Origin of the sequence: Gloeothece verrucosa PCC 7822 (genome assembly GCF_000147335.1) — a bacterium.
GTDB lineage: Bacteria > Cyanobacteriota > Cyanobacteriia > Cyanobacteriales > Microcystaceae > Gloeothece > Gloeothece verrucosa.
In genome coordinates, this window is sequence record NC_014534.1 from 79,358 (window position 1) to 92,479 (window position 13,122).

At 41.9% G+C, this 13,122-nt stretch carries 13 protein-coding genes; 8 read left to right on the forward strand and 5 right to left on the reverse strand.

Translation table 11 applies throughout. The features are described 5' to 3' along the window. The first annotated feature begins 307 nt into the window (after nt 1-307). The 4 genes from CYAN7822_RS30610 to CYAN7822_RS38200 all read left to right on the forward strand — a co-directional run bounded on the left by CYAN7822_RS30610 (nt 308) and on the right by CYAN7822_RS38200 (nt 3,859). Nucleotides 308-535 carry a hypothetical protein gene (locus CYAN7822_RS30610; RefSeq protein WP_013334811.1) on the forward strand — a complete coding sequence of 76 codons (228 nt, stop codon included), beginning with the start codon at nt 308-310 and terminating at the stop codon, nt 533-535. Between the two features lie 333 nt (nt 536-868). Then, on the forward strand, nt 869-1,825 hold the full coding sequence (locus CYAN7822_RS30615) for a tyrosine-type recombinase/integrase (RefSeq protein ID WP_013334812.1): 957 nt from the start codon (nt 869-871) through the stop codon (nt 1,823-1,825). Between the two features lie 584 nt (nt 1,826-2,409). After that, nucleotides 2,410-3,093: a crossover junction endodeoxyribonuclease RuvC gene (locus CYAN7822_RS39840; protein WP_245602837.1), complete on the forward strand. Its 684-nt coding sequence runs from the start codon at nt 2,410-2,412 to the stop codon at nt 3,091-3,093. A 607-nt stretch (nt 3,094-3,700) separates the two neighbouring features. Further along, a complete protein-coding gene (locus CYAN7822_RS38200) occupies nt 3,701-3,859 on the forward strand; it encodes a hypothetical protein (protein WP_013334814.1) in 159 nt (52 codons plus the stop codon). 406 nt (nt 3,860-4,265) lie between these two features. Here CYAN7822_RS38200 and CYAN7822_RS38205 read toward each other — a convergent pair whose 3' ends face one another. Beyond that, nucleotides 4,266-4,433: a hypothetical protein gene (locus tag CYAN7822_RS38205; RefSeq protein WP_157872020.1), complete on the reverse strand. Its 168-nt coding sequence runs from the start codon at nt 4,431-4,433 to the stop codon at nt 4,266-4,268. Between the two features lie 68 nt (nt 4,434-4,501). Here CYAN7822_RS38205 and CYAN7822_RS35035 point away from each other — a divergent pair, with 68 nt between their 5' ends. After that, nucleotides 4,502-6,709: an AAA family ATPase gene (locus CYAN7822_RS35035; protein ID WP_013334816.1), complete on the forward strand. Its 2,208-nt coding sequence runs from the start codon at nt 4,502-4,504 to the stop codon at nt 6,707-6,709. Between the two features lie 735 nt (nt 6,710-7,444). After that, on the forward strand, nt 7,445-7,516 hold the full coding sequence (locus CYAN7822_RS36360) for a DUF2949 domain-containing protein (RefSeq protein WP_071881462.1): 72 nt from the start codon (nt 7,445-7,447) through the stop codon (nt 7,514-7,516). Between the two features lie 440 nt (nt 7,517-7,956). Here CYAN7822_RS36360 and CYAN7822_RS30640 read toward each other — a convergent pair whose 3' ends face one another. Then, the gene (locus CYAN7822_RS30640) at nt 7,957-8,391 is read right to left on the reverse strand and encodes a response regulator transcription factor (protein ID WP_157872021.1); all 435 of its coding nucleotides are present in this window, start codon (nt 8,389-8,391) and stop codon (nt 7,957-7,959) included. Between the two features lie 233 nt (nt 8,392-8,624). Between CYAN7822_RS30640 and CYAN7822_RS30645 the strand changes: the two genes are divergently transcribed. Together CYAN7822_RS30645 and CYAN7822_RS30650 are read left to right on the forward strand one after the other, a co-directional pair. After that, nucleotides 8,625-8,840, forward strand: a complete 216-nt coding sequence (locus tag CYAN7822_RS30645; RefSeq protein ID WP_013334818.1) for a response regulator transcription factor — start codon at nt 8,625-8,627, stop codon at nt 8,838-8,840. Nucleotides 8,841-8,899: 59 nt separating this feature from the next. Beyond that, nucleotides 8,900-9,622 (forward strand): sigma factor, encoded by a 723-nt coding sequence (locus CYAN7822_RS30650; RefSeq protein ID WP_013334819.1) that lies wholly within the window; start codon nt 8,900-8,902, stop codon nt 9,620-9,622. On the opposite strand, the gene CYAN7822_RS30655 is transcribed toward CYAN7822_RS30650, so the two are convergent. From CYAN7822_RS30655 to CYAN7822_RS30665, 3 genes are all read right to left on the reverse strand, one after another. Further along, a complete protein-coding gene (locus CYAN7822_RS30655; protein ID WP_013334820.1) occupies nt 9,601-10,017 on the reverse strand; it encodes a hypothetical protein in 417 nt (138 codons plus the stop codon). The two genes, CYAN7822_RS30650 and CYAN7822_RS30655, sit on opposite strands and share 22 nt — an antisense overlap. Nucleotides 10,018-10,186: 169 nt before the next feature. After that, on the reverse strand, nt 10,187-11,914 hold the full coding sequence (locus CYAN7822_RS30660; protein WP_013334821.1) for a hypothetical protein: 1,728 nt from the start codon (nt 11,912-11,914) through the stop codon (nt 10,187-10,189). 15 nt (nt 11,915-11,929) lie between these two features. Next, entirely contained in the window at nt 11,930-13,120 is a 1,191-nt protein-coding gene (locus CYAN7822_RS30665) for a hypothetical protein (protein ID WP_013334822.1), read from the reverse strand. Nucleotides 13,121-13,122: the final 2 nt, after the last annotated feature.

Sequence of the window (13,122 nt, forward strand, 5' to 3'; positions counted from 1 at the left end):
TGTCTGTGAAACTAATTTCTCGCTCTTGGGGTAAAACTAGAATTTTCCCCCCTGTTGGTGATCGCCTGATTCCAAGCTTTTCACGCTGTACATAAAACGTTTTAAATACCAAACGTTATTGTACTAGCAATACCTATGAGTGCCAACGTTCAAAAAATTGCTCAAAACCTCTGAAAAGCCGCCGACCCATTACGGGCTAATTCGGTTTTAAAATCCCAAGCCGGTTTGTCTAAGGTAGCGGATATGACGGAAATTGAGGAGAAAGGAGCTTTTGATAATTACTAACAAGATTTTCCGGAAAAAATAAGTGATAGTAGATCTCAGTTGTATGATTAACGAGTTTGGGAGATCGCAAAGTCAGTTGTACCGGGAACTGAAGGCAGGAAAAATCGAAAAACGAATTTCGGCTCGGGGCGAAATTGGATCAATACCAGAAAAACATTTGCGACATATCGGTAAACTCACAGAGCAGCAGTGGGGTTTAGCATGGGAAGAAGCGGTCAAAACTGCACCACCAAGCATATTAGAACCATAAGCCAGAGAGTGACTCCCAAAAATTTGATGACCTTTTTAGCCTAAAAGTTACAAAACTTTACAACTAAATTTCAAGAATCGCTCTTAAAAAAGATTTTTTATCCATAGTTGAAAATTATTGGCTCATAATATGCCTCCTAATTTCAACTTATGCGTAACAATTTTCAACTTATGGGTGAACGGACAATTTTTTCAGTGTGATCGCCAAGGGAGAAATTCTTTAGGCGAAAAATAGCTTATGAAAAACAGACTTTAAATAAGTTATTTTTGGCAATGGAGTTTGGCACGGGCGGTTTGAGCTAAAGTTAAAATATCCTCTCTTATCCAGTATTGTATGACCCAGTTGGTCGAAAGAGCGGCTCACCCGTTACAATTGTCTCTACCGTTACCCCTGACGGCTCATCCGGTATCGGTGTACCTGGGAACCCTTCGCCCCAATTCCGTCCCCATCGTTCGCCGTCACCTTGATGAACTTGCCCAAATTTTGACCGATAATCAATGCGATGCCATGACGCTCAATTGGGGGCAATTACGTTATCAGCACACCGCATCCCTACGCGCCGTTTTGATCCAAAAATATTCCCCCGGTACAGTCAATCACAAACTATGCGCCTTGAGACGAGTTTTGAGAGAGGCTAAAAAATTGAAGTTAATAACCCTAGAAGATTACAGCGATGCCATTGAAATTGATAGTGTTAGAAATCATCAGCCCTCCCTTAAAGGACGGGCACTATCCTCTCTTGAAATACAAGTTTTATTCACCCATTTGTTAGAGTTATCGACCATCAGTAGTTTCAGAGACGCTGCTTTATTAGCCGTTTTACTAGGTTCTGGGTTACGTCGCGCCGAAGTCGTATCCTTAGATCTGGCTGATTTCAATCACAGTACCGGTGGAATAGAGGTTAGAGAGGGCAAGGGAGGCAAAAATCGAACCGTTTATCTGCCGGATTGGGGCACGTCATTAGTGGTTCAATGGCTAAACCTGCGCGGGTTTAGACCGGGGCCATTATTCTACGCGGTCAATAAAGGTCAACGCATCGTCAAGAGACGCATGAGCGGGCAAGCCGTCCTGTACATTCTGCAAAAACGCGCCTCCGATGCCGGTATCGAACAAGTTTCCCCCCACGATCTCAGACGGACTTTTATCTCCGGGCTTCTCGATGCCGGTATCGATCTAGTCACCGTGCAAAAATTGGCCGGTCATAGCGATCCGGCTACCACCGCCCGCTACGATCGCCGGGGCGAAGAGGCTAAACGGAGGGCGGCCAACACGATCAACGCTCCTTTTTGAGGGGACATATTTTGTGATTTGCCCTTAAAGCTTGAAATGTGTGTAAATTAAAAATGTAGCTAATTCTAGTAGCCTTTTCTTTGATCTGAGGCGCGTCATGTATGCGAATGTCTCTATCCGTTATCAGAACAGACGGCGGAACTTCTTCCAGGGCGGGTTTATCCTCGACGACGATCGCCGAATACGCCCAAGCCCTGCAAGAGGGGTGCATTTTCCCTCCCGTGGTGGTTTTTCGGGATGAAAATGAGTTCTATTGGCTGGCTGACGGTTTTCATCGCCTAGAGGCGGCGCGATGCTCGGGTTTTCGAGAAATAGAAGTTGAGCTATCGCTCGGGAGTCGTCGTGATGCGATCCTTTACGCCGTCGGCTGCAACGCCGAACACGGGATGAGACGCTCGATCGCCGACAAACGTCATGCTGTGAAGATGATCTTAGACGATCTAGAATGGAGGGAATACAGCGATCGTGAAATCGCTCGACTGACCAAAACCTCCCATACGTTCGTGGCCAAAATTCGCTCTAGCATCACTGACAAGGTTGCCACCGAACGACTGTATCAGAATAAATATGGCGACCTGGCCTACATGGAAACCGCGAACATCGGCAAATCCATCCCACCAGAGGAAAAGCCAAAAACCGTGCGACTTCAACCGGCGGTCTGGAAACGCTTGGAAGAGTATCAGCAGCAATCCGGTCAAGCCAGTTTAGAGGCAGCGATCGCTTCATTGCTAGAGATTCCCTCATCTGAGGAAACCTCGGTCAATCCAACTGGTGAACCGCGCACCTTGGGAATCGATCCGGCCTTGGGGACTCTGCGGTGGGCGGTGTTGGAACGGGCGGACTCCGAGTGCGAACTCCCTCCTCTGTTGGACTACGGTACCATCACCACAACCCCTAAATGCCCCACCTCGCAACGCTTATCGGAATTAGAACAAGATTTAGTGGTGCTGCTGCGAGAATTTTGTCCAACCGAAGTGGCCATCGAGATTCCCTTCCTCAATACCGATTCCGAGATCAATCCCAAACATCTACAAAATGCTTTAGAGGTTATAGGAGTAGTGGATTTGGTATGTTATCGTGAATGCTCGATCGTCCCGATTCGCCTGTATCGGAATCAATGGAAATGTCATGTATGCGATTTTCGGGCCTCGGATGAAGATGTTACGGATACAATAGCAGGGCTTTTTGATTTGCAAGTAAAGCCGAGTGAACGGCTCGATGCGATCGCCATCGCTTATGCGGCTATCTGCGGTGTTGGAGAAAATTAGGATTTTAAATTTAAACTTTGAGTTTAAATTTAAATAATTAAGCTCTCTTTACTGCGAAAAAACTGGATAAAAGATTTAAATTTCAGCTAAAATTTCAATAAAGCCGTTGATTCTACTTTCCCTTTTCAATAGTATCATTGTTCAAAAGCTCAGAACGAACTTCTGGTTTTTTGGGGTTTTAACTAGAGAATCAAAAATAGAAATTATGAAAATATTTCGAGCTTTTTTTAGATTTAGCTGTTCTGGAAGCCTCAGATGAATGGGGACAAAACCCCAATTCATCTCGGACTGCAATACAAGGTTTACTACAGTCATAATCTGCCTGATAAATTTCGTATTTTTGTAGCTGATTCGGTTACAACATTATCTTTAGTTAAAATTTTTTTGCCACAAAAAAATTGATTCGTATCCAACATGATGATACAATAATATTTAAATAGACAAGAAATTTTTTAAAACATTCAAAGTTCAAGAATAAGCCTCATTAAAACTTTCTGTTACATCTTCTGCACCAGCCACCTCGGCAACTATTTCTTAATTGCTATTCCCCTCTGGGAGATTTAAGAGTAAACTAGATCCCAAAAGTGCATGATTACAGGTCGAACTTATGCAAACCCTGAGAACCTCTGCCCAGACCCCCCAAACGCTAAACAACCGTCCTTCTAATGGTTGGGTACCTTGGCAGGACGGCTTTAGCTCCTATTCGGCGGGTGTTCTACCTCAAGTTCTCTATTCTGTACACTTATCAATGGAGGCAGGACAATGAAAGAGTAACAATTTAAATTTTCTGATGACATCATTCTAACAGCTATCCCGTGACTTGTACAGGTAGCTGAGGTGAGATTTATGGTCAAAATTTAAATAATTGCTCTTTTAAGCGTCAGCAATCGCCTTCATTGGTTCTTATCCACGAATTATCTAATGGAGAACCATGATTACATCACAATTATCTTGTTTTAAATTAATGTTTGCCCCTAGGCTATTAATTTCTTACAGCCATGAAAGAAATCAAATAGCGATCGCCCCAGGCGTAAAGCAAAAGTTTTAAGGAAACTGATGTAAGGTTTCATAGGACTTACTCCATGTGTCCTATTGCTGGAAATTGGGCTACGGTGATCAGATTGCAATCTGTTGACCGACAGGGTTTCTATGCCAAAAAAGCCCCCATCTATTCAGTTACAAAAAAAGAAAATGCTGGAGATTCCCCAAGGAGTAAAGTTAGTGCCGAGAAGCCAGATTAAAATTTTAACCTGTGCAGTGCGATCCTCATTTAACAGGTATCGCTTCCCCAACTCCATCCAAGAGGCTTCACCAGCCTCAAAACGAATAATCACTTTCATCTTAAAGTGACTTTGACTAACTTTACTAAAAATAAGGAATCTCCAGCCCCACTCAATCCTGGAGAATTATGACTACAGCAACGATAGATAAGACAACACAACACAAATTTTTGGCCAACCCCGAAGCCGAAGAGTTAATACTTGGCGGTATTTTATTCGACCCGAGGGCGATCGCACGAGTGGCGGACATCCTATCGCCCGAACACTTCTATGTACGCGCCCACGCCACCATCTATCAAACAGCCCTAGAAATGTACCGAGAGGGGCTGCCAATAGATTTGATGACCGTTAAGCATCGCTTAGAAGAAAAAGGTCTTCTAGAACAAGTTGGGGGGATTTGCCGATTAGCCACCTTGATCGAGCGAACTGTATCAGCCGCCAATATAGATGTCTATGCCAAGAACATAGTCAGAAAGCATTGGGAGAAGCGGGAGATACAGGCACTCTCACATAAAATCAACGAATGGGTTGAAGATCCCAACTATTCACCCGCCGATATCCAAGAATTGATCGTCAATCAGGCCCAGGCGATTAATATTGCCTCTGGTGATAAATCCCTATTAAACCGAGCGATCGCACAGATCAAGCAAATTCTCAAACAACCCGATCGCACGGAACTCCAGCAGAACGCCAAGCTTGAGCAACTGCGCTCCGAGTTAAAGATCAATCCCTACCAATGGGAGAGAAATTTTGTCGAAGCGGCCAAAAAAGAGCTTAAAGGGGATACGGAACAGGCCAGGCTGCGCTTGGAAGTGCTGGCTTACGTGCAGACGGGAGATATTTACGAGAAAACGCTGCTCAGGGGCAGAATTTGCAGCCACTACCGCATAAGTAAGTCCGAATTGAATTATCTGGCACAACAAATCGAGAAGGAACTAGAAAGTGTCGCCGTTACGGATTTTCTCTTTGACGATTTCTTGAACACCGGTACGGTAGCCCTAAATTGGGTCGTTCCGGGGTTATTGCCAGTGGGGGAAACCGTTATCTTGGCGGCACTGGCCAAGACCGGTAAAACCTTACTGGCTACAGACGTAGCTTATTCGATCCTGAGCGGCGATCGCGTACTGGGGGAGCAACCGGGAGTTAAGGGCAAAGTTCTCTTAGTCACCTCTGACGAGTCCCCGAACTCCACAAAACGACGGCTACGAGCAAAAGGATTCGACCTATTGGTCAACCGCAACGATCTGAGGATCATGACCAAATTAGATATCAACGATCTATCGCCCCTAGAAGTAGCCCTATCGGAGCATCAACCGGTGCTGGTAATTATCGACTCTTTAACTTCGATTACCGAGAATCTGGGAGTTTCGGAAAAAGATCCGGAGTTTGCCCGTTCTATTTACCGTTTGAAAAACTTAATCGGCAGTTATGGCGCGTCAGGAATATTAATACATCATGAGAACAAATGTCCGGATGCCAAGGGAATCAACCAAGTAAGCGGTAGTGCCAGAATAGTAGCCGCTACCTGGGGGGTATGGCAACTCAAGGCCGTTAACCCCAATGATGAGCAAGATCCCCGTCGTTGGTTGAGGGTCAAGCCGCGCGAGGGGGAAGCCGTTTGCCATATCCTCAAGCTCAATCCTAAAGATCTATGGGCATCTGAGACGATTTTTGAATATGTTGGCGAATTTGGCGATGAGAATGGGGAGAAACGGACGCAGGGGCAGAGGGTGTTAGATCTGTTGGCTCGATTTGCCCCACATGGCCTGGATTACAGCGAAATTGACTCATACTTGAATATCGGGCGATCGCTCTATACCGTACTGGACCGGTTGGAAGACCGGCAGTTAATTACCAAGCAGCGATCGCAAGTTAACCCCAGGCGTTGGATGTATTGCTTGCCGGGTTCGGACGATGACGGTGGAGATGGTGGCCAACCTATACCCCCATCGGATAGTCCACCACCGACTGAACCGCAAGCATCACCGCCTTCACCGGTGGCAATGGTTTCCTCTTCACCATTAGAACTTGGTAATGGGGAGGAAACTCAAGCCGCTCCCGATAGGCCTACCCCCAACGACGAAACCCAGGAAGCCGCACCGGTTGAAGACAATAGCCCCAAAGACCCAAAACCCGCACCGGCTCCTAAATTTAAGATCGGACAAAAAGTTGATCGCTATATACCCACATATGATATAACCCAAAGAGGAAAAATGATCGTCAAGCGAGTTTTTAAAGTTTTTGAATGGGTTTACTTATTGAATGATCCTGCCCAAACTTGGGTTTATGAACGATATCTCAAACCCACTTTAGTTGATGATAATTCGACCCGTTAAACCTTCTCTAACTAAGGCATCAATAACCCTTAAAAAATCGATTTTAAACACCCCTGTCACTAATTAATAACTTGGGTAGCTAAAGGATGTAGGTTTGTTATATTGTCTAATAACAAGCTAAATTTACGCTGCTTAAAAATCGAGGCAAAGCGGTTTTTAACTAGAATTTACCAGTGGATAAATCCGCTTTATATTTATCCGCTTGTTCAAGGGATCATTTAAGGCAAAATAAGCCGTAGAGAGTGGAGCTAAAAAAGCCTTATCTGTTTGACAAACAGGTTGGGAATGTGAGGATTACTATTTTTAGGTGCTGTGTTCCCTTAAATGATAAATATTATTATTAAGTTAATTGTTAAGTTCTGTAATAGCTCGGGGAACTCCCCCCCTCTATAGGGTATATCTAAATCGGTTTAACTAATAGCTAAAACTCTTGATATATCTACTTTATAGCTTATTTAACAACTTCGTCAGCAAGTATTCAACAGTTATTCAACACCGATTGAACAAGCTCCGGGTTTGAAATACTAAAAAGCTTATTTTAAAAGGGTTTCAGAGTTTGTCAACATGAAGGGGTCTGTTTTGGGGTGAGTTAAAAAGGTTGACCCGTTAATGTCAATAAGAGCCATAAATGAAAACCGAAGAATTGTCGGATACTCTCTTGTGTTAATGCCAAATAATTGATACTATTACCATAAGTAATCAGAAGCTTGATAATTAAATAAATTTGTTTCCTTCATGCTCTTGTGGCAGTACGGACTGATTACGTTGGCTCAATTGGACAGAATTGTTACCTGGCAAGACCAATAGGTTGAGCAACAATTGTATCTTTAATGGATTTAAGAGAAAAAAAAATTAACTAATTGATTGACTTCGGATTAAAACTTAGTTCCCACAGAAACGAGAATAAAAAATTTGCCGAAGCCACTTTCTCAACTCGGCTAGAATTTGAAGAGTTCATGATCTCATCAAGATTATTAGAACAATCGAAATTTATCTTGAAAATTTGCCAGAGAATAATGGCGATCAAAAGTGATAACATAAAAAGCCGTTGATAATTATTGATGTACTTAATTGGAGCCTGGATAAGCTGTGGGATTAGTTTACTCATGATTTTGCCAGAAATTAAATGATCACTTTGCCATTGGCTTCTCTACAATTTCAATTATTTCGTTAATTAACCAAGCAATTCCTTAATTAAATTTTGACTCTCTGCCGTTTAGAAAACGGCAGATGGTCAATACAGGAGATCAAGAAGGAGAGGCGTTGTCGGAGAGTTTACGGGCAATCCCGCTCTGAAAAACTTTAATGATAACTTCTGCCGTCTTGGAACAGTGCAGCTTGTTTCTGATATTGCCGAGATGGGTTTTAACCGTGCTGATCTTGCAATTTATGCAATTAGCGATCAAACGGGGTTTGTAAATTCCCTGACAGATAAGCCTTAAAATTTTTTGTTCAGTTTCCGTGAAGGAAGTCGAATAGTATTGAGCTAAATTATCCGACGGAAATTCTTCAATAAATCTCAAGGAGCAAAATTTATAGGCCAATTCTTCAAGATCATTCGCGTGCATTTTAAGGCGAATAGCTTTTAATCGGTAACAAATCGTCGACTCAGACAAATTCAACTCTTTTCTTAGCTTAGAGTTCTCAACGCTTCCTTTACAAAAAGCTTTGACAATTTCCATTTCAGTTTCATCAAATAATGAAAGCGAATACATTATGCAAATGTTGAGCGTAGTAGGATTTAGTTTTCATTTTAGGAGATTTTCTAATTTTTTTCGTTAGCCATAAAGTTGAATTAAAAATTTATTCAATAGACTGATGACAAGCTCCCAAAAATGCGAGAAGGTACTAATACAAAAAAAACAAAGATGTTTGAAAACTTTAAACTTTCCTAATCAATCCTCTCCTGTTATTGATGAATGATTTACCTCTAAATTTAACACCAAGACAAAAAAAAGTTCTGACACTTATCTGTCAAGGGAAAAGCCGAGAAGCGATCGCAGAATATTTACAAATTAGTGAAAAGACCTGCCATTACCATACCGGAAATTTAACCAAACAATTTGGGGTAAAAGAACTCTACCAAGTTGTTGCCCTAGCTTACCAACATAACATAATTAAGGCTGGATAATCAATACTTAAATCAGTCAAAAGGCAGAGAACATAAATCTATCTTTGAGAGTATTTGCTATGAGAACCAAGAATAATCTTGAACAAATTTTACAAACCTATCCTTCGTTAACTTTTGAAAATGAAATAGAAAAACAAAAAATTATCAGCGAAATAAATAAAAGTTTAACAAATATTGTTGAGAGTTTTTCCCGTAAAAACTCTCTTGAAGTAGAAGATTTATGGCAAGAATGCTTTCTGGTAATTTTCAATATAAGAGTTAAATACGAACCATCTCAAGGGAGTCTTAAAAGTTTCATCGTCAAGTCGGTCAGAAACAGAATTTTCAGGTATATTCAAGCCGTTCAGAGACAGAAAGTCATGTTGCTCGATAAAAAAAGTAAAGCTCAGAGATTGCGGGTTTTTTATCAAAACTGGCAGAAGCAATACGGAAGAATGCCAAGCTTGCGGGAAACGCAAGAAAGCCTAAGATGGAACAAACCTACAATTTTAAAAGCCGAATTGGAAATTCAAAGGCGGCACAGTTTCTCCTGGGAACAAGAACCCGCTTTAGGGGATTGTATTTTACAACCTCAATTATCTTCTGACGAAAAAATCTTTTATGCTCAATTCAGGGAAATCATTAAAAACTGCTTAACTTCAACCGAGTACAAGAATTTAAACATCGCTTATCCCATTAATGAAAATTTCCAATTTCCCGCGCCAAAAAATCATCGAGCTTATGATCTGAAGCTCAAAAAGATTTTAAATAAATTGAAGCCTCATTTTTTAGATTGTAATTGAGAACTTAGAATTAGAGAATAGGTGGAAAAAATTACCCCAAAAGGAATTCCCAAGAAAAGAAGTGAAACAGCCGCTAGATGAAAAATTTTGAGCGAGTTGAGAGGAAGACTAAAAAAAGACAAAATTCCTAAATAGATCAGCCAGAGTAAAAGGAGAGAAAAATCAAGTTTTAAAGGGTAAGGTCGCTTGGGAAAATAAGCTTGCCATCCTCCCCAGAGCTTGATAATAATTAAATATACGGACAAGCCGCTACAAACAAAAAGGATTAATTGAGCGAATGCCCCAAATGGTGATAAGTTGGCCTGAAAATTTGAGACTAAGCTAATTGCTGGATCTAGACCTAAAATTAGCATTAAAAAAGTCACAATAAAAAAAATAAATTGAGTTTTGCTCATCTAAAAAACTCCGTAAGTAGGGTTTCTACCGAAAGCATCCCATTTTTGTAAGTGCATAGCTCAAAGTGACGATAGGCAAGGGTTTTGGCGACCATAAAATGGTTAAAGTGCTTTCAATGGGATGCTCCCTTTCTACCCAATAAAATTTGGTGGTAGAAACACTGTTTAATCAAGCCCTCCTTCGATAAAGCTCAAGAAAATTTCTTGAATGTTGCAACAATGAGCCTTGACCCAAAATAGGAATATCAGCATCAATTTTTGCTCCTTCCCCTCCATAATACATTTGAGCAATACGTTGTACCTCTCGCTCACCACTAAAAGGAGCTTTAGTAAAAGGGTCGATTTCTGCGGCTGTAGCCGTGTCCAATCGTTCAAGATAAGCTTGAAATGCTTTTTCTTGAAAATTTTTGGGAAAATATTTTTGAATTTGACCCTGCGTAACCTCGCTTTGAGTCAACTGAGGAGGAACTTGAGCCATGCGGCTTTGATTCCACATCTGATACATGCCGATGCGATAGCCGCAAACCTCATCACGACATAAATAAGGGGAAACCGCAGCGTAATCGACGCTACCAAGCGCGTTAGCAAACCGTTGAACCGACCAGCTAAGGGCTATTGAATTATTTTGAGGTTGAATTGAAGGAGCTACTTGTTGAATGCTAGAGGACGACATAGAATTATTATTCAAATCAGTATCAGTCCTTGAATTAGCGGAGGCTATAGCGGCACTCCCAGTATTACCTGAATTGAAGACTTGTTTTTGTTGGGTACTTGGCGACTTTAAAGGTTGAATGGAGCTTATGCCCGCTTCAATCGAACTTAATCCCTCAAATCCGGCAAAAATATCCTCATTTTCTTTATAAACGGGTCCCGGAAAAGGACCGATAAAATAAGGGGTACAACCACAAATATTACAGGCTCTGACAAAATATTTGGATGTAACCTTCCCAGAAGCCGGGGAGATGTCCCAAAGAGCAACCTTAAAACCACTCCCAAAAGGCAAGCGTCCTGTGGGTTCTTTGCCTCCATTCGCCCACCGCAAGCATCCAGAACCCCCTTCTACGTTCTGTTTTTTTCCAGAAATCCAACGAACCCCTTCAGGGGGGAGGCTGACCGATGAGCCTATGTTTTCGGGGTCATCAAGCTCAACATAATCGCAGTTCCCCGAGCAGGCAACATTCCATCCCTGTAGATCTGAACCACTAATAGTGCGCTGCTGTGGACCTTCTTGATTTCGTAGGGCATCTATACGAAAAATGCCCGTATTATTCGTAATTAAAGGAATTGGCATTTTTGAAAGAGGAATAGATTCAAAAAAAGGCACTTGTGCCAGTTTTTGATTATTCCAGCCAGGTAAACTAGAAAGCGAGAGATTATAGAGTCCCGGAATAGCACTTAAAGGTTTACCGCCAATATTGAGAGAGGTTAGCGGGGAATCTCCCAATAATAGATTTTGTTCTAGTGCTTGAGATAGGGTCATGTCTTTTGGCATTGATTCCAAGCCCGGAAATTGTGAGGCAGGCATATTGTTTAAACCCAGCAGAGGCACTAAATCTTTAAGCTTCTGCGAGGCGATGAGGGGAAATTGCCCGATAGAGATAGAATTAAAATTGCCACCTCCCTTGGTGATCATGTCAGATAAGCGAAACTTTCCCACGCCGAAATTTTCTAAGTCTCCCAACGTCAAAATTTCACCAATAGGCTCTCCGGCTTGCCAGGATCGCTCAAACCCTCCATATTGCCCTCCTCCAGACAACTCGATCGGTCCGAAACAGGCGAAATGGAAATTAGCCATTTCCCCACAAGAGGGATCGTTAACTTTTACTGAGGCGGATGCGGCGCATAAACTACCCCAGAGTAAAATTGCCAATGGAAACCGGTATTTTAAGTTAATCATGAGTTTTAAAAAAATTTATTGAGAAATATCATTGTTTTGTTGTAAATCTTGTTTTCGCTGCACGAACCGCTCAAGATTGTGTTTTAAATCGACGGAAATTTTGGCAGCCATTGCGGGAGATAATTCTCCGTCCACGTGCTGCCACTTACCGTTGCCAAGAGAAAGGGCCACTAACTTATCACCGTTGGAATGTTCAAAGGTGAGTAATTTCTCTTGGGGATTATAATTGACCGAATAGGATTTTGTGCGGAATTCCGGTTTTTCGGCGGCTTTGAGTAATTGTCCCAGAACCGGCGCGATATCCATCGTCTGTTTTTGCCGATAAGCACTATCTAATTTATCGGAAAGGGAACTCAACTGTTGAGTTCCCAAAGAAGACATCGTATGGCGTGAAACTTCCTGCCCCTGCCAATTATCCAGAAACTTCTCTTTGTTAGAAGAGCGAACTGTCCACTGTCCGACTTTTGTCCCCACCGGCAACTGCCCTATTCGCTGTTCGATATTATTGACGAGAGCCGCTTTTTTTGGGTCCGATTCAATATAAGATTCTTGGATAAACAAAGCCTCTCTTAAAGCCATTAAACCATTTTTTGCCCTGCTAACAAGAGATTGCGCCCAGTTTTGAGTTTTTTCAACGGCTTTCTGGTGGTATTGATGGATACTCTGAGCGAATGGGTCATTCAATTTGGGCGGAGCAGCCGCTTGTTGAAGGGCTAACGATGCCGGTAGCGATTGCACCTGCTGTTGTGTCGTTTGATCTATTATCTCATCAATAATATCCTTAAAAGGACGGGAATCCTTTTGCTTGAGAAATTGTTGAAATTGGAAAAAATCGACCTTTATGTCTTGCTGCTGACCTCCACTAAATAAAGTTAATTTTTGTTCTTCTTTTAAATACAGAACTTTCTCTTGATTGTTGTTAATTTGCAGGAAAATTGGCAGTTGTTGATAATCTTTTTCGACAATTTCTTCAAGGATATCTTTAAAAGGACGAAAATTTTTTTGTTCTAAAAAGGTCTGCATTTGAGAGAAATTGATCTGATAGTCCCGTTGCTGTCCTCCACTAAACAAAATAAGTTTTTCTTGGTCTTTTAAATATAAAGCTTTTTCCTGATTGTTGCTGATCTGCATAAAGCCAGGGAAATCTTTAAAGTTAGCATAACTAGCTGAGGAGTTTTCTGCCTCTTGGCGTTGAGCGACATTCATTT